Source organism: Affinundibacterium macrobrachii (assembly GCF_014652415.1).
In the GTDB taxonomy this organism is placed as follows: domain Bacteria; phylum Pseudomonadota; class Gammaproteobacteria; order Burkholderiales; family Burkholderiaceae_D; genus Undibacterium; species Undibacterium macrobrachii.
Genome location: NZ_BMYT01000001.1, coordinates 72,389 through 91,031, shown reverse-complemented (window position 1 = coordinate 91,031; position 18,643 = coordinate 72,389). Strand labels below are relative to the sequence as shown.

The window sequence follows — 18,643 nt, the reverse complement described above, 5'->3', positions numbered from 1 at the left end:
CCTCAGGTGCTTCATGCGCACAAAAAGTCGCAAGAAAAATATTTGGCGATCTTTACTACCCACTCAAGCAAACATTCTACTCGCATTAAATACAGCTTGCTGAACAAGATATGCTGGCGTGATTGACAATTATCAAGGGCAAAACAATCAAATTGTTCTTAATTTTCGCGCTATTTTACTCAATTCGGATTTTTTAAGCCTTTTCCCAGCAAAAATATCTCGGCAGATTTATCTTTACTCGCTTTGGGCTTTTTATTGGTAACAGTTTTGAACTCGTTTTTAAACAAGGTAACTAGCGTATTGTAGCTAGGGCCATGAAAACATTTGACCAGCAAAGCGCCATTCGGTTTCAAATGGGCTTTGGCAAACTCAACTGCTAATTCGATAATATACTCGACGCGCGCGGCGTCAACCGTCGAGTTACCAGAGAGGTTGGGTGCCATATCCGACAAAACGACATCAACTTTTTTTCCTTGTAATTTTGATTCCAACTGAGACAATACCTCTTCTTCACGAAAGTCACCTTGGATAAAGTCAACATCGGCAATCGGTTCCATTGGCAATAAATCAAGCGCATAGATCTCACCATTGATGCCACCGCCCTCTTTCCCCGCCAATTTATGACGCGTATATTGCGACCACCCACCTGGAGTTGCGCCTAAGTCGACAATCACCTGACCACTTTTGATCAGTTTTTCAGTCTCATCAATTTCTTTGAGCTTATAAACGGCACGTGATCGGTAGCCTTCTTTTTGTGCTAATTTCACATAAGGATCATTAATATGATCGTGAACCCAATTTTGATTGAATTTATTCTTGGCCATTGGCGTAAAATACTGCTTTTAAAGGAATTTATATGTCAAACGACGCAACAACTAAAAAAATCAAGCCAAAATCAAAACTCACTCCCGCGGAACGCAGTGAATTACGCGCAGAAGCGCATGGTTTGAAACCTATCGTCATTATCGGCGAAGCTGGCTTAACGCCCGCTGTCATGAAGGAAATCGATGCAAGCCTGAATTCTCATGGGTTAATTAAAGTACGTGTCTTTGGTGATGATCGTGAAGCACGCGTATCGATGTACGAAACAATTTGCGCAGAACTTGGTGCTGAACCTGTTCAACATATTGGCAAATTATTGGTGATCTATCGCCCTAAACTGGACGGTGTCAAAGAAACCAAATTTGTCAAACGTGGAAAAGGTCTGCGCGAAGTGACGATTGTGAAGCCTAGCGCAAGTGGCACAAAAAAACCATCTGTTTCTAAAGTCTTAGTCAAGGGAAATGAACGTGTCACTCAAGGTGGTTCCATTAAACGTGCAAAACCACGTCAGTCTAGCGTCAAAAAATCGATCAAGGCGTAATTCTTACTCGACTTGTTCAGCCTCTTTGGTCGCTAAAAAAGAGGGGCGCTAATTGCGCGCCCCACTCTTGCTTTACCTAGAATTGCCTACTTCAAAAACTTGCTTCAAAACAGATAATTAGATGTAAAGCACTTCCAAAATTTCGTATTCACGTACACCGGCTGGCGCTTGCACGCCAACCACATCACCAGCGTACTTGCCTATCAAAGCGCGTGCAATCGGCGACGTAATCGATACTTTGTTCAATTTCAAATCAGCTTCGTCTTCACCAACGATCTGGTATTGTACTTTCTGACCGGTTTCCAAATCTTCGAGTTGTACTGTTGAAGCAAATACAACGCGCCCTTCTGCATCCAATTCAGTTGGATCAATAATTTGCGCAGCGCTTAATTTGCTATCTAATTCAGCAATACGGCCTTCGATAAATGCCTGACGCTCTTTCGCTGCGTCGTATTCGGCATTTTCTGACAAGTCACCTTGCGCGCGTGCTTCAGCAATCGCATTAATCACCTCTGGGCGATCTTTGGTTTTGAGCTTGTGCAATTCTTGCTTGAGCAATTCTGCGCCAAATTTAGTGAGAGGGATTGTACTCATAGCTATCTACATTATTCAAAAATGGTGGAATTTCCCACGTTAACAATTCAAGATGGTTTGCCATCAAGCCTAAAAGTAGAGAGGTCACAAGAACAATGATAGCTCATTGTTAATTGTGACCTCTCAGAATGCGAATCTCCTTTTATTGGATATTCGCAGGATTTCGCTTAGTGTAAAGACTTATGCAGACCTTGTAAATCATAGACATGCAATTCATTGAGATGACGCATCCCTTCCACTGCGGCTTCCGCCCCCGCAATCGTCGTAATGGTCGTCGCACCCGATGCCAAAGCAGAAACACGAATCGAACGAGAATCGGCAATCGCATTGCGCTTCTCTTCCACCGTATTGATGACCATCACCACTTCGCGGTTCTTCAATAAATCAACCACGTGTGGACGCCCTTCTGCCACTTTATTCACAGGCGCACAAGCGATGCCAGCCGCAGAAATCGCCGCAGCCGTACCTTTGGTCGCGACCAGTTCAAATCCCATTGCAACCAAGTTCTTCGCAATATTGATCGCACGTGGTTTATCTGCATTCTTAACAGTCAAGAATACCTTGCCAGACTTCGGCAATTTCGTTCCGGCGCCTAATTGTGATTTCACAAAAGCCTCACCGAAAGTCTTGCCAACACCCATCACTTCACCGGTCGATTTCATCTCAGGTCCGAGAATAGTATCCACGCCTGGGAACTTCACAAACGGGAAGACCGCTTCTTTGACGCTGAAGTAACTTGGAACCACTTCTTTGTAAATGCCTTGCGAATCCAAAGATTGACCAACCATGCAACGCGCAGCGATTTTTGCCAATTGCAAACCAGTCACCTTTGACACATAAGGCACGGTACGTGAAGCACGTGGATTCACTTCTAACACGTACACCACATCTTCGCCGTCTTTTTGTTGAATTGCGAACTGAACGTTCATTAAACCAACAACATTCAAGCCCTTCGCCATCAAACTCGTTTGACGTTTCAATTCGTCGATCGTCGCTTGCTTTAAAGAGTATGGTGGTAATGAACAGGCAGAGTCACCAGAGTGCACACCCGCTTGCTCGATATGCTCCATCACACCACCGATGAAAGTACGCGTGCCATCCGACAAGCAATCAACGTCAACTTCAATCGCATCATTCAAGAAACGATCTAGCAATACGGGTGAATCGTGTGAAACCTTGACGGCCTCACGCATATAACGCTCAAGGTCACGTTGCTCGTGCACGATTTCCATCGCACGACCGCCTAACACATAGGATGGACGAACCACGAGTGGATAGCCAATTTCTTGCGCCAAAGTGATGGCCTCATCTTCGGTACGTGCAGTGCGATTTGGCGGTTGACGCAAGCCCAACTCATGCAACATTTTTTGGAAGCGTTCACGATCTTCTGCAGCGTCAATCATGTCAGGTGAAGTACCGACGATAGGCACGCCATTCGCCTCTAATTCCAAAGCCAATTTCAATGGTGTTTGACCACCATATTGCACGATCACGCCGACTGGTTTTTCCAGATCAACGATTTCTAATACGTCTTCTAAAGTCAGCGGCTCGAAGTACAAACGATCAGACGTGTCGTAGTCAGTTGAAACGGTTTCTGGATTACAGTTCACCATAATCGTTTCGTAGCCGTCGTCACGCATCGCAAACGCGGCGTGTACACAGCAATAATCGAACTCAATACCTTGGCCGATACGATTTGGACCACCACCTAAAACGATAATCTTTTTCTTATCGCTCGGCGCAGATTCACACTCATCTTCATAGGTGGAATACATATACGCGGTCTTCGTCGCAAATTCACCAGCACACGTATCGACCCGTTTGTACACTGGACGCACGTTCAAGGCTTTACGCTTTTCACGTACTGCTGTGCCTGTTGTTTTCAACAACTTCGCTAAACGACGATCTGAGAAACCTTTTTTCTTCAGCTTCAATAATAGATCTTTATCAATGCCATCCAAGCTTTGCGTTTCCAACCACAATTCGATATCAACGATATCTTTAATTTGTACCAAGAACCAAGGATCAATATGGGTCAACTGATGCACTTCTTCCAGAGAAAAACCTTGTGCAAACGCATCGCCCACGTACCAAATCCGATCCGGACCAGGTGCGCCTAATTCTTTCTCTAAAACTTCGCGATCGGTGGTTTTTTCATTCATACCATCCACGCCCACTTCCAAACCGCGCAAAGCTTTTTGGAAAGACTCTTGGAAGGTACGACCAATCGCCATCACTTCACCAACTGACTTCATTTGAGTCGTTAAACGATTGTCGGCTTGTGGGAATTTTTCGAATGCGAAACGAGGAATCTTGGTAACAACGTAGTCAATCGATGGCTCGAAAGATGCGGGCGTTTGACCACCTGTAATTTCATTGCGCAACTCATCCAAGGTAAAGCCAACGGCAAGCTTCGCCGCAATTTTCGCAATTGGGAAACCCGTCGCTTTCGATGCCAATGCAGATGAGCGCGAAACACGTGGATTCATTTCAATCACGATCATGCGACCATCTTTTGGATTAACTGAGAACTGCACGTTTGAACCACCAGTATCGACACCGATTTCACGCAATACAGCCAATGAAGCGTTACGCATGATTTGGTATTCTTTGTCAGTCAAAGTTTGTGCTGGAGCCACCGTGATGGAGTCACCTGTGTGCACACCCATAGGGTCCAGATTTTCAATGGAACAAACGATGATGCAGTTATCCGCTTTGTCACGCACAACTTCCATTTCGTATTCTTTCCAACCGATCAAAGATTCTTCAATCAACAATTCACTGGTTGGAGATGCTTCCAAGCCACGTTTGCAAATGGTTTCGAATTCTTCTTCATTGTAAGCAATACCGCCGCCTGTGCCACCCATCGTGAACGAAGGACGAATAATCACAGGGAAACCAATGCGTTTTTGCACTTCCCAAGATTCATCCATCGTATGTGCTACACCAGAGCGCGCTGAACCTAAACCAATCTTGGTCATCGCGTCTTTAAACTTGGAGCGATCTTCAGCCTTATCAATCGCCTCAGGCGTTGCGCCAATCAATTCACATTTGTACTTTTCTAAGACGCCATGGCGGTGCAGATCAAGTGCACAATTCAAGGCTGTTTGACCACCCATCGTTGGCAAGATCGCGTCTGGGCGCTCTTTATCAATAATGCGCTCTAAAACTTGCCAAGTGATAGGCTCGATGTAAGTAACATCCGCCATATCAGGATCGGTCATGATGGTCGCTGGATTGCTATTGACCAAAATGACTTTGTAACCTTCTTCACGCAAGGCTTTACAAGCTTGTGCGCCAGAATAGTCGAACTCACAAGCCTGACCAATGATGATAGGACCCGCGCCGATAATTAAAATACTTTTTATGTCTATACGCTTAGGCATTTTTGTTCTTCTCCAACTTCGCGGTCTTCATCAAATTCGTAAAACGGTCAAACAAGTAGGCAATATCATGCGGACCTGGTGATGCTTCAGGATGACCTTGGAAGCAAAATGCTGGCTTGTCAGTGCGCGCAAAACCTTGCAAAGAGCCATCGAACAAAGACACATGCGTGACGCGGCAATTTTCTGGCAAAGATGCTGCATCGACCGCAAAACCGTGATTTTGTGAAGTGATCAACACTTGCTTAGTATCGAGATCTTGTACAGGATGGTTAGCACCATGATGACCAAACTTCATCTTCAAAGTTTTTGCGCCGGATGCCAAGGCCATAATTTGATGACCTAAGCAAATACCAAAAGTAGGAATGCCTTTTTCAATCAATTCTTTTGCTGCTGCAATCGCGTAATCACATGGTTCTGGATCGCCAGGACCATTCGATAAAAATACGCCATCAGGATTCAAGGCCAACACTTCCGCCGCGCTTGATTGCGCAGGCAGAACGGTTACCTTGCAACCGCGCTCAGCCAGCATGCGCAAAATATTGCGCTTAACACCGAAGTCAAAAGCAACCACATGGAACTCTGAATTGCTTAATGCGCCATAGCCTTGACCGAGTTTCCACTCTGCTTCAGTCCATTCATAGGACTTAGAAACAGAAACCACTTTCGCCAAATCCATGCCAGCCAATCCTGGGAAAGATTTTGCTAACTCAAGTGCTTTTGCCGCATCCGAGCCCACCAGAATTGCGCCGCCTTGCGCACCTTTTTCGCGCAAAATGCGTGTCAACTTACGCGTGTCGATACCAGCAATAGCAACGATGTTTTGCGATTTTAAGTAATCAGATAAAGATTGTTCCGAGCGGAAATTAGAAACCAACATAGGCAGGTCTTTAATGATCAAACCTGCAGCATGAATTTTGTCTGACTCAACGTCTTCCGAATTCACACCTGTGTTACCAATATGCGGATAAGTCAAAGTGACAATTTGAGAGCTATAACTTGGGTCAGTCAAAATTTCTTGATAACCAGTCATAGAAGTATTGAAAACAACTTCACCGATCGTGTGACCGGATGCTCCAATCGATACACCAGTAAATATCGTGCCATCAGCGAGGGCAAGAATGGCAATGGAATCGGGATTGGAACTTAGGGACTGCGGAATGGGCAGCAAGGGCAACTCCTGTAGTGTTGTCGCCGTTGCGCGCCCAAACATCGATCGTTACTTGCTGTTCTCTGAACTTCGCCTTGAATGTCAAAGCGCTATCCGGAGAATGAGAAACAATCAAAGTAGAGAGTGATTTTTTGGATATGCGCTACGACGAGATTTGAATAAGCTAAACCCTCGAATTATAGCGCAATAAGCCTCCTCAAGCAATCGCAGAATCATTGCTTACCAGCATCTTACTGGCTTTATTGCAAGATTGACGCTTATTCAGGTAATTAAAAGAACCAAACTCAAATTGACTTTTCTTTCTCTGAGTCGGCAAATCAAACAAGAATTGTCCGACTAAGCCATTAAGCGGATAATAGCGAGCTTTATCGCTCACCCATTATCTCGTCGTGACACTTTCACTCGCTGATCAAATCAATCATTTATTACCGCAAACACAATGCACCAAATGTGGCTACCCAGCATGCCAAGACTATGCCGCGGCCATTGCTAGCGAACAAGCATTGCATAATCAATGCCCACCAGGTGGACAAGATGGCATCAAAAAGATTGCACTCTTACTCAACAAACAAGTTTTGCCCTTAAATCCGAATAACGGCACGGAAAAACCAAGAACAGTCGCTTACATTGAGGAAGCCGTTTGTATAGGCTGTACGCTCTGCATACAAGCATGTCCGGTCGATGCAATTATGGGTGCCAACAAACAGATGCACACTGTCATCCCCGATTTGTGTACGGGTTGCGATTTATGTGTTGCTCCGTGCCCAGTTGACTGTATCAGCATGGAACCGATCGGGAATACTCAAACTGGTTGGCAAACATGGACTCAACAGCAAGCAGATCACGCCAAACAACGCTATCAGCAAAGACAACAGCGCCTGATTCGCGAAAAGCGCGAGAATGAAGAGCGCTTGTTAGCAAAAGCCCATGAAAAACTCAAATTAGTTAGCAAAGAAGTCGTGACAACTCCAAGCGAGATAAGTGAGCTAGAACGCAAAAAGCAAGTGATTGCGAATGCTATATTGCGTGCGCAAAACAAGAAACAAGCAAGCTAATTTCGCACAAGGTTAGCACAACAAATAAACGAATTTCCCATTTCCAAGCCACTATGAATGCCAATAAACGATTAGAGATTTTCAAACGCTTGCGCGCAGAGAATCCACATCCCACGACCGAGCTTGAGTACACCACACCTTTCGAGCTACTGATCGCCGTCTTACTATCCGCGCAGGCGACCGACGTATCCGTCAACAAGGCGACCAAACGACTATATCCCGTTGCGAATACTCCTCAAAAAATATTCGATCTTGGCGTCGAAGGATTAATTCCATTCATACAGACAATTGGTTTATATCGAACTAAAGCAAAAAATACGATAGAAACCTGCCGAATCTTATTGGAACAACACGGTGGCGAGGTACCCCGTACGCGCGAAGCACTCGAGGCTTTACCCGGCGTTGGCAGAAAAACTGCGAACGTCGTACTCAACACCGCATTTGGCGAGCCTACCATTGCGGTCGACACGCATATTTTCCGCGTCTCTAATCGGACAGGCATTGCGCCGGGTAAGAATGTCGACATTGTTGAGGAAAAACTACTCAAATTTGTGCCGAATGAATTTAAACTCGATGCACACCATTGGCTCATTCTGCATGGTCGCTATACCTGTATCGCAAGGACGCCAAAATGTTGGAATTGCATGATCGCCGATTTATGTGAATTCAAGCAAAAAACGCCCTTACCCGATAAAGTGTAAGAGCGCTTATTGATGGATGTCATTGCTAAGCAAGTACAACTAACTTACCTAGCCAGTGGAAAACTTAAATAATTTTGCATGCCTCGTCGAAATCGAGGCGCGGTGAACGTGGAAATAATTTTTCTGCATTACCATACCCAAGACTGCACACAAAATTCACTTTGACCGGAGAATCCGCGAAGAAAGTCGCGTTAATTTTATCTGCATCAAAACCTGACATCGGTCCGCAATCAAGACCTAAAGCACGTGCCGCCATGATCATATAAGCACCCTGCAAACTTGAATTTCTAAACGCTGTCGCTTCAATATTTGCCTGATTCCCCTCAAACCAAGAACGCGCATCAGGCGCATGCGGAAATAATTTGATCAGTTTTTCGTAAAACGCCAAATCCATACCGATAATGACGGTTACAGGCGCTTGACGCGTTTTTTCCGCATTCCCTGCGGACATACATGCAACCAATTTCTCTTTTTGCTCAGCAGACTTAACAAATACAAAGCGTGCTGGGCAAGAATTTGCTGAGGTTGGAGCCCATTTCATCGCCTGATAAATCGCCTGAATTTGCTCATCACTGACCGCCTTATCCAGCCACACATTATGTGTACGCGCGCTTGCAAACAATAGATCTAAAGATTCTTGATTTAACATGATGCCGCCTCTTTCTAAATTCGAAGCCGCGATCATAACCGAAAATCGATTTCACTTCAGCGAGATGCGCCGCACGCTGAAGTACAGGCTGGGGCAATTACCAGTAAAATAGCAAGATTCAACGATTCCTTACTTGCACAAAACATGTTCAATCCAAGTCAAGACGATGTTCGCCGTTTTTTCTGCGAAACCTACCGCAAATACCATGCAAAAGAGATATTAACGCCACTGGAAACGATTGCGGCCGACTGGATTTCACAACATCCAGAGTACGCTGAAGATTTTCGTGATGTCGAAGTTGCGCTTCAAAGAAATTACAGCGTGGATTCGGGAAAGACCAATCCTTTTCTTCATTTATCCATGCACTTGACGATCGCGGAGCAAGTCACAATTAATCAACCAAATGGCGTCAGAGTCGCCTATGAAGCGCTAGCGCACAAAAAAAATTCCATTCACGAAGCCCACCATGAAATGATGGACTGCTTGGGTGAAATGATTTGGAATTCGCAACGCAACGGCACACCGCCCGATGGTGAGGCCTACTTATCTGCCTTAATGCGCAAAGCAAAACAATAATTTAAATTCTTAAACAAAAAGCCGCATAGAATTTTCTATGCGGCTTTTTTCGTTTACTAAAATAGATTACTGCGCTAAAGGTCGAATGACTAAGAACTGAGAAATCTCGCCACGACGCACCAACAAGACTACTGCTTTCTTCGGATCTAACTTACTCGCCAAAGCATCAAATTGTTTCGCATCCTTAATGTCAATATTATTCATCATTAAAATCACATCTCCTGGACGCAAACCACTACCACCAGCTAAACCTTCAACGCTGTCAATAACTACACCGTTACCATTTGGCATATTGCGCTTCTGCGCATCACTCAGATCGGTGACACCAATTCCTAAGTGATTATCCAGCTTTTCTTTTTTGGACTTTTTCTCAGCCTTCTGAACAGGCTTGTCCGCTTCGGCTTCTCCAACTACTAAGCTAATATCCTTCGCAGCCCCTTTACGCCACACCGATACCATTACCTTAGAGCCGGGTTTAGTCGCCCCCACGATACGTGGTAAGTCGCTCCGTTTCTCAAGCGCTGTGCCATTAAATTTAAGAATGACGTCACCCTCTTGAATGCCAGCGCGATCTGCCGGGCCATTTGGCTCAACCTTGACAATCAAAGCTCCTTGCGCCTTGCCTAATCCCAAGCTTTCGGCAACCTCTTTGCTCAAATCACCAACTTCAACGCCCATACGCCCACGAGAAACAACACCAGAAGTTTTTAACTGTTCAACTACTCGCATTGCTTCATCGATAGGGATCGCAAACGAGATCCCCATATAACCGCCAGAACGGCTATAGATTTGAGAATTAATGCCAACCACCTCACCACGCATATTGATCAATGGGCCACCGGAATTACCTGGATTAACTGCGACATCGGTTTGAATTAAGGGCAAATAGTCACCCGTATCACGTGCTTTCGATGAAATAATTCCCGAAGTCACGGTGTTATCCAAATTAAACGGAGAACCGATCGCAATTACCCATTCACCAGCTTTAATTTTGTCAGAATCACCTATTGCTAACTTTGGCAATTTACTGCCCTCGATCTTCAACACGGCTACGTCGGTGCGACGATCACTTCCGATTACCTTAGCCTTAAATTCACGCTTATCGGTCAACTTTACATAGACTTCTGACGCGTCTTCAACCACGTGAGTATTTGTCAAAATATAGCCATCTTGACTGACAATAAATCCTGAGCCGACGCCACGCGGAACTTCTTGTTCTTGTTGTACAGGGGCTTGTCGTCTATTTCTAGGTGCTTGCTGAGGTACCGGAAACCCGAAGAAGCGGCGAAGCAATTCCTGCGCTTGGTCTTCATCGCCATAAGGAGAACCCTGAATTTGAGTAATTTTTTGCGTGGTGCGAATATTCACAACGGCTGGACTAGTACGCTCTACCAATTGGGTAAAATCAGGTAAACCCGTTACCAACAGAGGCGGCGCTGCGGTTGGCTGATTTTGTGCCGCTGCTGGCGATTGTGGCGCAGCCGCAGCATGTGCGTTGACTTGATTGTTGGAATTTAAAAAGGTGGCAACAGTAAAAACTGATGCACTAATGAGGATTGAGGAAATTAAAATAGAAATGTGTTTTTCAACAGGAAAAGATTTCACTTTTTTCATATTGTCACCATAAATCTGGATTGTGTTGGTCTATTTTTTAAATTGAATTGAATTAATCACTTGTTTAATTGCCGCATTTGGCACTTCCCCAACCACAGTCAACCAATTATCACCAAGACGCTTCCCCATAATCGTCATTGCTCCCTGTTGCAAACTACCTTCTGTACGACTACCTGTATTGGGTTCAACGAAAACCGATATTGTCGACAAGCCATCCGAAAACATCATCTGAACAACTTGGTGAGATTTTGTTTGATTTGCATCTGTGCCAGACACATTGCCTGAAATAGGAATGAATCGCTTGGTTTCAAGAGTCTTTTTAAAGCCGCTAGGCAAATTTTTAACAATCCAACCAGAATTGACGTTCGCCTGCACCGTCATATTCTCTATCTTCCATTGCGATACATTGGCAAAGCTTGGTTTAAGCTTCGCTTTATCAACTTCACCCAGTGCTATTTGAGTAAAAGCGATTTGCTCAATCACCTCACTGCGCGTATTGAGAGTCTGCAATCCTAACAAGAGACCGGTGTTCTTTTCGACGCACAAACGGAAACCATAGCGCAAACTATCTTTTGGTTGGAAATTAACGACTTGACACTCCAAACCAGCAACACGACTCATTTGCGCTTTTTTGATCGAATAAGAATCGGGCAAAGACTGAACATTTTGGTTTAGCAGAGCGGGAAACTCTTCTTGACTCAAATTCTTTTCAATTTGAATCACTTTGCTCTCTGGCAGATAACAAGCAACTTCTCCATCGCGCCGAATATATTCTCTGGGTTTTGCATCTAAAATTTCGAGTTTTTCAACTTCCGTATCACCATCAAACCCATGAGTAATTTTAGAGGTCCGTATTTGATTTCCCTGTTGATAGACAAAGGTCCCTGAATAGCTGGTCTTTTTGGCGGCGAGCTGCACCGATTGCAGCATTTTCATTAGATCGCGTTCTTCGCTAGCACTAGCAAAAGAAACCGAGCTAACTAAAGTCAGCAAACTACAGCAAGCAAATAAGAGAATATGCCGAAACCACATACGATTATTTTTCAGAATCAGAAGACGAAACAACATTCGCACGTTGAATATAGCGAGCGCCATTATCTAAGCTCGGAGATACTTTTTGATGTGCTAGCAAATAACTATCCAATCGCGGATCCCGCAACATCTCAACTTGATTTTCTAGCTTAGGCGCAAATTCCATATCTTTCGACGTTTGGCCAAGATTCGAATTTGCTGCCATTTTCACGCCCGCACCAGCAAATGGATCAGTTGCTTCTTGCTTCGCAATAGTCATATCAGCAGTAGAAGATGAACGCAATAAAGGAATAATTTGCGGCGCCATCAAAAAACCTAGCATCACCGTCGCAGCTACACTGGTGAGTGCCCAATATTTTGTTTTTTGAACTTGAAGTTTCTGGGTCTCAGTGGAATTAATTTGTGGCGCGACAATGGTAGGCTCTGCCTCCAACAATGCCGACATCTTCTTAGAAAAATCGGTGCTAAAAGAAATCGCCAAATCATCTGAGCGTAATACATCACCAATCTCATGATAACGCTCCCAATGCTCCCTCACTTCAAGACCTTCATTGCCCTTCATTCGAGCCAATAGCAGATCCAATTGAGTATCGGACGTTTCTCCATCTAGCACGCTAGAAATAAGTTCGTCATGATTGCTCTTGTTCATCATTTCTTCCCGGTTCAACTTCATTTTTTTATAACTTCAAATACCAAATTTATTTTTTGCGCACATTTACGTACTACCACCGTTGATCTATCGATGTGCCAATTAAGGGTCTAAGCTTCTCGGCAATCGCTTCGCGTGCGCGAAAAATTCGACTACGCACTGTTCCTATCGGGCACAACATAACTTCCGCAATTTCGTCATAACTTAAGCCCTCAATTTCTCGCAGTGTAATTGCATTTCTCAATTCTTCAGGCAATGACATCATAACGGCATTCACAGTTGCGGCGATTTGCTTACTCGCCATCAAAGATTCTGGCGTATTGATATCCCTCAGACCATCTGCATCATGAAACACTTCCGCTTCTGAAACATCTGCATCAGTTGAAGTCGGAGCTCGTCTTCCTTGTGTTACCAAATAATTTTTAGCGGTATTAATGCCTATTCGATATAACCAAGTATAAAACGCTGAATCGCCACGAAAATTCGCTAATGCGCGATAAGCCTTAATAAACGCCTCTTGCACCACATCTTCCGCCTCTGCATGATCATGGACGAGACGAGACACGAGCCGATAAAGTTTCCTTTGATATTTAGAAACCAAGAGCTCGAATGCCTTTTTATCTCCTCGCTGAACACGTTCAACCAATAATTGATCTATATCGCGTTCGCTTGTCACACAAACATTCCCATTTTGCAGAATTCTTATTTATTTTTAGTTAGATGGTTAGTAGAAGGTCTTACTAAGAATTTAGATACATCGATGCATTAAAAGTTCCCTTCAGACAAATCTTTTACTTGATCTAGCTCATCTGCGCAACGAGTTGCCCAATAATTGACAGCAACCTTGAGACGTCGAAAATCATCTTTTGCAACAGAATCAAACAATATGAGCAAGTTTCGATCTTTTCCAGACTCACATCGTACATTCAGCACAATCAAATAAGCCGACAAAATCACGAATCGGTTGATATACGCTTGGGTTGTTTTTATCACGATTAAATCTTGATCAACTACGCGCAATAAGATTGCACCCTCAGCATCCATCTCAATACGATATGAGTGAATCTTGTCAGACCAACACTTAAAAAATAACAGCATTACCAAGGCGATGACAACCACGATAATAGCTTGAAAATTTCCTAGATACGCTTTATGAACGTACACAGAATAAGACACACAAGCAAAACTAATAAACGACAGCAGATAAACTGCGCACCTTAGCACAAGCGAGGGTTTTACCAACACAGAAATTGCAAGACGCATCACCAATTTAAATAAAAAAAAACACCACATACATTATGTGGTGTTTTTTTAATACTATCTAGCTTCGCACTAAGATTTCTGCCAATTAAACCTTACCAAAAATCAAAGTACCATTTGTACCACCAAATCCAAATGAATTCTTCATCGCATATTGAATATTCATTTGACGCGCGGTGTTAGCACAATAATCGAGATCGCATTCTGGATCTTGATTAATAATATTGATAGTTGGTGGCGAAACTTGATGATGCACAGCCAAAACCGACAATACTGACTCTAAACCACCAGCACCACCTAATAAGTGACCAGTCATCGACTTAGTCGAATTAATCGTCATCTTATAAGCATGGTCACCAAATGCAGCTTTAATCGCATCAGTCTCATTCTTATCACCCAAAGGTGTAGAAGTACCGTGCGCATTAAGATAGCTAATTTGCTCCGTATTCAAGCCTGCATTTTTCAATGCATTCAACATACTACGACGCGGACCATCAACAGTCGGAGTCGTAATATGATAAGCATCGCCACTCATACCAAACCCCATTACCTCAGCATAGATTTTAGCGCCACGTGCTTTAGCATGTTCATACTCTTCCAGAACCATCACACCAGCACCTTCACCCAAGACAAAACCGTCACGGTCTTTATCCCAAGGACGTGAGGCTGTCGCAGGATCATCATTGCGAGAAGACAGCGCACGAGCAGAAGCGAATCCACCCAAGCCCAATGGAGAAATCGTCGATTCCGCTCCGCCTGCAATCATGACATCTGCATCACCATATTCAATCATTCGAGCAGCATTACCAATGCAATGCAAACCTGTCGTACACGCAGTAACAATCGCTAAATTTGGACCTTTCAATCCATATTTGATCGACAAATTACCGGAAATCATATTAATGATGGAAGCTGGAACAAAAAATGGTGTAATGCGACGCGGTCCACGTGCCATTAACACTTCCTTGGTTTCCTCGATCAATGGCAAACCACCGATACCAGAACCAACGATCACACCTATACGATCAGCATTTTCTTCAGTTACAGTGATACCACTATCCTGAAAAGCTTGCACACCAGCCGCAATACCGAAATGGATAAAAGTATCCATGTTGCGTGCTTCTTTGGCTGGAATATAGTCTTCGATATTAAATCCCTTCACTTCTCCAGCAAAGTGGGTAGTGAAAGGTGTAGCATCAAACTTGGTAATAGCTGCGATACCAGATTTACCAGCTAGGATGGCTGCCCATGTGTCGGCAATATTATTGCCAACAGGAGACACACAACCAAGGCCAGTAATTACAACTCGACGTTTACTTGTGAGGCTCAAGCGTCTCTCCTGGAATTAAAAAAGCAATCCGAAAGAATTAGGCTTTGACGTGCGCAGTTGCGTAGTCAATAGCTTGTTTTACTGTCGTGATTTTTTCTGCTTGTTCGTCAGGGATTTCCATTTCGAACTCGTCTTCCAAAGCCATCACCAACTCAACTGTGTCAAGTGAGTCTGCGCCCAAATCATCTACAAAAGAAGATTCGATTTTGATGTCAGCTTCAGCGACGCCTAATTGTTCAGCGACGATTTTTTTAACGCGTTGTTCGATATCAGACATGTGGTCTCCATTAGTGGTTACAGAAAGTGCGCGCATTTTAGCAGGTTTGCGCGCAAAAAGAGCATTTTTAGATGCTCCAACATTAACTCCGCTCAATTTCCGCGAAATTCGCTCATTTTACAACAAGAAAATTAACACAAATACATGCCACCGTTGACGTGCAAAGTGGTTCCAGTGATATATCCAGCGTCTGGCGATGCTAAAAAGACAGTTGCAGCTGCGATATCTTCTGGCTGCCCCAACTTACCCATCGGGATTTGCGTCAAAATTGCATTCTTTTGATCGTCGGTCAATGCCTTAGTCATATCAGTATCGATAAATCCTGGTGCAATGCAATTTACCGTAATATTTCGACTACCAATTTCAAGTGCAAGCGCACGACTCATGCCAGCAACACCAGCTTTCGCCGCTGCATAATTCATTTGACCAGGATTACCTGACGATCCAACCACAGAAGTAATATTGATAATGCGGCCGTGCTTCGCCTTCATCATTCCGCGCAAAACAGCGCGCGATAAACGGGCGACAGAATTTAAATTCGTTGAGATCACATTATCCCAATCATCTTCTTTCATGCGCATTGCCAATTGATCTTGCGTGATGCCGGCATTGTTCACTAGGATTGACAACGAGCCGAATTCCTTCTGAATCTCATCGACCAAAGATGCACAGCGATCGACGTCATTGACGTTAAACGCAACTCCACGACTACCTTCCGCACCAATCTCCTGCAAATAAGTAGTGATGGCTTGTGCGCCAGATTCAGAGGTTGCTGTTCCAATCACCTTTGCACCAGCTTTTGCCAATGCGATTGCAATCGCTTTACCAATACCACGTGAAGCACCAGTTACCAATGCAACTTGATTTGCTAATTGTTGCGTCATATTTCCTCGCTATTCTTTTAATTTATGCTTACTTACTTTTTACTATCCAAGACCATCTCAAGAATGATGCTTATGCCATTGCTTGCATCAGCTTATCCAAAGTTTCTTGATCGTAGATAGCTTCACCAACCAAATCAGGGTGAATACGCTTAGTTAAACCTGCCAATACCTTACCAGGACCACATTCAACTAATTGCGTAATGCCACTGGCAGCGATTGCATTGACTGTTTCGACCCAACGCACTGGACTTGCCGCCTGTCTTACCAAAGCATCTTTGATTAATGCTGGATCAGTAACAATCGCAACGTCCACATTATTAATTAAAGCAATCGATGGCGCTGAGAATGGAATATTCGCCAAGTAATCACGCAACTGATCTGATGCTGGCTTCAATAACGAAGAATGAAATGGCGCTGACACTGGCAAAGGCAAAGCACGCTTAGCGCCTTTCGCTTTCGCCAATTCACAAGCACGCTCAACTGCTGCCTTTGATCCTGCAATCACAACCTGCGCTGGTGCATTAAAGTTCACCGCTTCAACCACTTCAGAGGTGGCAGCTGCCGCTTCCGAACAGGCTGCCGCAACGTCTGTATCACTTAAACCCAAAATTGCTGCCATACCGCCCTGCCCCACTGGTACAGCACTTTGCATTGCTTGCGCACGAAATCGCACTAGCGGTACTGCGTCTTTAAAAGCAATGACACCCGCTGCAACCAATGCTGAGTACTCACCTAAACTATGTCCAGCAACGATAGAAGGTACTTTCCCACCAGCTGCAATCCACGCACGGTAAGTCGCAACCGCTGCCGTAAGCATCACGGGTTGCGTGTTGGTCGTCAAATCCAAATCTTCCTTTGGACCTTCAGAAATCAATTTTCCCAAATCCATTTGCAGAACATCAGATGCCTCTGCAATAGTTGCTTGAACTACAGGATTATTCGCGAAACCATTCAACATACCGATCGCTTGCGAACCCTGACCAGGAAATACAAATGCAAATTGCGCCATAATAATTTTGTCTTTTTGTTAGTTTTAAGATAGTTCCAAGCTGGCTTTACCATTTATATTTAATAAGGCCAACCAATTCCACACCCACTTCACAATTACATTTTTACTAGAGCCGCGCCCCAAGTAAATCCGCCACCAACGCCTTCCAACATCACGACTTGATCCTTCTTAACACGTCCATCGCGCACCGCAGCGTCCAATGCAAGTGGAATCGAAGCGGCAGAAGTATTGCCATGTTGATCTACCGTGACAACAACTTTATCCATCGGTAAATTCAACTTCTTGGCGGTGCTTTGCATGATTCGGATATTAGCTTGATGCGGAATCAGCCAATCAATTTGATCCGCTTGCATACCCGCCAATTCCAGTGCCTCGTTGGCTACTTTTTCAAGCACATTCACCGCCAATTTGAAAACTGCCTGACCATCCATATACAGGAACGCACTACCTGCAATCGCACCTGCATTCACATTTCCAGGAACACACAAAATGTGAGAATGACTACCATCCGCGTGCAATTTAGTCGCGAGAACACCAGGCTCTTCAGATCGCGACATGACAATCGCACCGGCACCATCACCAAACAACACGCAGGTTGTGCGATCTTCAAAATTTAAAATCCGGGAGAATACTTCCGCGCCAATGATCAAGGCGTTTTTGTGAGAGCCCGATTTAATCATGCTGTCGGCCATCGACATAGCATAAATAAATCCGCTACAAACTGCCTGTACATCGACTGCAGCAGCACCATTTGTGATGCCTAATTTATTTTGCACAATACAAGCTGTACTCGGAAAACCACCGAAAAAATCTGGCGTTGAAGTCGCCAAGATAATCAAGTCAATATCGTTCGCCTGCAAATTTGCCGCGTCTAATGCACATTTCGCCGCCTCAACCGCCATATCACTTGACGTGACATTAGACTCAGCATAATGACGTGCAGAAATGCCACTGCGCGAGACTATCCATTCATCTGAGGTTTCGATACCTTTGGCTGCCAATTGCTCTGCCAGCTCATGATTTGTTACTTTTCTTGGTGGCAGGTAGCTTCCTGTGCCTATAATTTTGCTGTAGAAAGTCATGCGTCTTTATCTAT

20 protein-coding genes are annotated in these 18,643 nt (G+C 44.3%); 4 read left to right on the top strand and 16 right to left on the bottom strand.

Annotation, left to right across the window (positions count from 1 at the left end):
* Positions 1-179: 179 nt before the first annotated feature.
* Entirely contained in the window at positions 180-824 is a 645-nt protein-coding gene (locus tag IE103_RS00420; protein ID WP_189344060.1) for an RlmE family RNA methyltransferase, read from the bottom strand.
* A 32-nt stretch (positions 825-856) separates the two neighbouring features.
* On the opposite strand from IE103_RS00420, the gene IE103_RS00415 reads away from it, so the two are divergent.
* Entirely contained in the window at positions 857-1,363 is a 507-nt protein-coding gene (locus IE103_RS00415; RefSeq protein ID WP_189344059.1) for a YhbY family RNA-binding protein, read from the top strand.
* Between the two features lie 117 nt (positions 1,364-1,480).
* Here IE103_RS00415 and greA read toward each other — a convergent pair whose 3' ends face one another.
* The 4 genes from greA to IE103_RS00395 form a co-directional block, all read right to left on the bottom strand.
* Positions 1,481-1,957, bottom strand: a complete 477-nt coding sequence (gene greA, locus IE103_RS00410; RefSeq protein WP_189344058.1) for a transcription elongation factor GreA — start codon at positions 1,955-1,957, stop codon at positions 1,481-1,483.
* A 167-nt stretch (positions 1,958-2,124) separates the two neighbouring features.
* Positions 2,125-5,343, bottom strand: coding sequence for a carbamoyl-phosphate synthase large subunit (gene carB / locus IE103_RS00405; protein WP_189344057.1), 3,219 nt, complete (start codon positions 5,341-5,343; stop codon positions 2,125-2,127).
* Positions 5,336-6,553: a glutamine-hydrolyzing carbamoyl-phosphate synthase small subunit gene (gene carA, locus IE103_RS00400; RefSeq protein ID WP_189344056.1), complete on the bottom strand. Its 1,218-nt coding sequence runs from the start codon at positions 6,551-6,553 to the stop codon at positions 5,336-5,338. The genes carB and carA overlap by 8 nt, the downstream gene beginning before the upstream one ends.
* Before the next feature lie 154 nt (positions 6,554-6,707).
* On the bottom strand, positions 6,708-6,887 hold the full coding sequence (locus IE103_RS00395; RefSeq protein WP_189344055.1) for a hypothetical protein: 180 nt from the start codon (positions 6,885-6,887) through the stop codon (positions 6,708-6,710).
* A gap of 13 nt (positions 6,888-6,900) precedes the next feature.
* Here IE103_RS00395 and rsxB point away from each other — a divergent pair, with 13 nt between their 5' ends.
* Positions 6,901-7,566: an electron transport complex subunit RsxB gene (rsxB, locus tag IE103_RS00390; protein ID WP_189344054.1), complete on the top strand. Its 666-nt coding sequence runs from the start codon at positions 6,901-6,903 to the stop codon at positions 7,564-7,566.
* A gap of 53 nt (positions 7,567-7,619) precedes the next feature.
* Positions 7,620-8,267 carry an endonuclease III gene (gene nth / locus IE103_RS00385; RefSeq protein ID WP_189344053.1) on the top strand — a complete coding sequence of 216 codons (648 nt, stop codon included), beginning with the start codon at positions 7,620-7,622 and terminating at the stop codon, positions 8,265-8,267.
* 64 nt (positions 8,268-8,331) lie between these two features.
* Here nth and IE103_RS00380 read toward each other — a convergent pair whose 3' ends face one another.
* Positions 8,332-8,916, bottom strand: coding sequence for a malonic semialdehyde reductase (locus IE103_RS00380; RefSeq protein ID WP_189344052.1), 585 nt, complete (start codon positions 8,914-8,916; stop codon positions 8,332-8,334).
* 144 nt (positions 8,917-9,060) lie between these two features.
* On the opposite strand from IE103_RS00380, the gene IE103_RS00375 reads away from it, so the two are divergent.
* The gene (locus IE103_RS00375) at positions 9,061-9,492 is read left to right on the top strand and encodes a DUF1841 family protein (RefSeq protein WP_189344051.1); all 432 of its coding nucleotides are present in this window, start codon (positions 9,061-9,063) and stop codon (positions 9,490-9,492) included.
* 66 nt (positions 9,493-9,558) lie between these two features.
* Here IE103_RS00375 and IE103_RS00370 read toward each other — a convergent pair whose 3' ends face one another.
* From IE103_RS00370 to IE103_RS00325, 10 genes are all read right to left on the bottom strand, one after another.
* Positions 9,559-11,106 (bottom strand): DegQ family serine endoprotease, encoded by a 1,548-nt coding sequence (locus IE103_RS00370; protein ID WP_189344050.1) that lies wholly within the window; start codon positions 11,104-11,106, stop codon positions 9,559-9,561.
* Between the two features lie 30 nt (positions 11,107-11,136).
* Complete coding sequence (locus IE103_RS00365; RefSeq protein ID WP_229826983.1) at positions 11,137-12,174, bottom strand: MucB/RseB C-terminal domain-containing protein; 1,038 nt, start codon at positions 12,172-12,174, stop codon at positions 11,137-11,139.
* Entirely contained in the window at positions 12,143-12,790 is a 648-nt protein-coding gene (locus IE103_RS00360) for a sigma-E factor negative regulatory protein (RefSeq protein WP_189344049.1), read from the bottom strand. Before IE103_RS00360 ends, IE103_RS00365 begins: the two co-directional genes overlap by 32 nt.
* 70 nt (positions 12,791-12,860) lie before the next feature.
* On the bottom strand, positions 12,861-13,463 hold the full coding sequence (gene rpoE / locus IE103_RS00355) for an RNA polymerase sigma factor RpoE (protein WP_189344048.1): 603 nt from the start codon (positions 13,461-13,463) through the stop codon (positions 12,861-12,863).
* Positions 13,464-13,552: 89 nt separating this feature from the next.
* Positions 13,553-14,050: a protein YgfX gene (locus tag IE103_RS00350; protein WP_268248932.1), complete on the bottom strand. Its 498-nt coding sequence runs from the start codon at positions 14,048-14,050 to the stop codon at positions 13,553-13,555.
* Positions 14,051-14,135: 85 nt separating this feature from the next.
* Positions 14,136-15,377, bottom strand: coding sequence for a beta-ketoacyl-ACP synthase II (gene fabF, locus IE103_RS00345; RefSeq protein WP_189344046.1), 1,242 nt, complete (start codon positions 15,375-15,377; stop codon positions 14,136-14,138).
* A gap of 37 nt (positions 15,378-15,414) precedes the next feature.
* Positions 15,415-15,654 carry an acyl carrier protein gene (acpP, locus tag IE103_RS00340; protein WP_020653257.1) on the bottom strand — a complete coding sequence of 80 codons (240 nt, stop codon included), beginning with the start codon at positions 15,652-15,654 and terminating at the stop codon, positions 15,415-15,417.
* 131 nt (positions 15,655-15,785) lie between these two features.
* Complete coding sequence (gene fabG, locus IE103_RS00335; RefSeq protein ID WP_189344045.1) at positions 15,786-16,538, bottom strand: 3-oxoacyl-ACP reductase FabG; 753 nt, start codon at positions 16,536-16,538, stop codon at positions 15,786-15,788.
* Between the two features lie 70 nt (positions 16,539-16,608).
* Positions 16,609-17,547 (bottom strand): ACP S-malonyltransferase, encoded by a 939-nt coding sequence (gene fabD, locus IE103_RS00330; RefSeq protein WP_189344044.1) that lies wholly within the window; start codon positions 17,545-17,547, stop codon positions 16,609-16,611.
* A 95-nt stretch (positions 17,548-17,642) separates the two neighbouring features.
* Positions 17,643-18,629 carry a beta-ketoacyl-ACP synthase III gene (locus IE103_RS00325; RefSeq protein ID WP_189344043.1) on the bottom strand — a complete coding sequence of 329 codons (987 nt, stop codon included), beginning with the start codon at positions 18,627-18,629 and terminating at the stop codon, positions 17,643-17,645.
* Between the last annotated feature and the right edge of the window lie 14 nt (positions 18,630-18,643).

Excerpts from the sequence above, each read along its gene's own strand:
- IE103_RS00420 (WP_189344060.1), bottom strand. The coding sequence starts at position 824 with ATGGCCAAGAATAAATTCAATCAAAATTGGGTTCACGATCATATTAAT.
- IE103_RS00415 (WP_189344059.1), top strand. The coding sequence starts at position 857 with ATGTCAAACGACGCAACAACTAAAAAAATCAAGCCAAAATCAAAACTC.
- greA (WP_189344058.1), bottom strand. The coding sequence starts at position 1,957 with ATGAGTACAATCCCTCTCACTAAATTTGGCGCAGAATTGCTCAAGCAA.
- carB (WP_189344057.1), bottom strand. The coding sequence starts at position 5,343 with ATGCCTAAGCGTATAGACATAAAAAGTATTTTAATTATCGGCGCGGGT.
- carA (WP_189344056.1), bottom strand. The coding sequence starts at position 6,553 with ATGTTTGGGCGCGCAACGGCGACAACACTACAGGAGTTGCCCTTGCTG.
- nth (WP_189344053.1), top strand. The coding sequence starts at position 7,620 with ATGAATGCCAATAAACGATTAGAGATTTTCAAACGCTTGCGCGCAGAG.
- IE103_RS00380 (WP_189344052.1), bottom strand. The coding sequence starts at position 8,916 with ATGTTAAATCAAGAATCTTTAGATCTATTGTTTGCAAGCGCGCGTACA.
- IE103_RS00375 (WP_189344051.1), top strand. The coding sequence starts at position 9,061 with ATGTTCAATCCAAGTCAAGACGATGTTCGCCGTTTTTTCTGCGAAACC.
- IE103_RS00370 (WP_189344050.1), bottom strand. The coding sequence starts at position 11,106 with ATGAAAAAAGTGAAATCTTTTCCTGTTGAAAAACACATTTCTATTTTA.
- IE103_RS00365 (WP_229826983.1), bottom strand. The coding sequence starts at position 12,174 with ATGTTGTTTCGTCTTCTGATTCTGAAAAATAATCGTATGTGGTTTCGG.
- IE103_RS00360 (WP_189344049.1), bottom strand. The coding sequence starts at position 12,790 with ATGATGAACAAGAGCAATCATGACGAACTTATTTCTAGCGTGCTAGAT.
- IE103_RS00350 (WP_268248932.1), bottom strand. The coding sequence starts at position 14,050 with ATGCGTCTTGCAATTTCTGTGTTGGTAAAACCCTCGCTTGTGCTAAGG.
- acpP (WP_020653257.1), bottom strand. The coding sequence starts at position 15,654 with ATGTCTGATATCGAACAACGCGTTAAAAAAATCGTCGCTGAACAATTA.
- fabG (WP_189344045.1), bottom strand. The coding sequence starts at position 16,538 with ATGACGCAACAATTAGCAAATCAAGTTGCATTGGTAACTGGTGCTTCA.
- fabD (WP_189344044.1), bottom strand. The coding sequence starts at position 17,547 with ATGGCGCAATTTGCATTTGTATTTCCTGGTCAGGGTTCGCAAGCGATC.
- IE103_RS00325 (WP_189344043.1), bottom strand. The coding sequence starts at position 18,629 with ATGACTTTCTACAGCAAAATTATAGGCACAGGAAGCTACCTGCCACCA.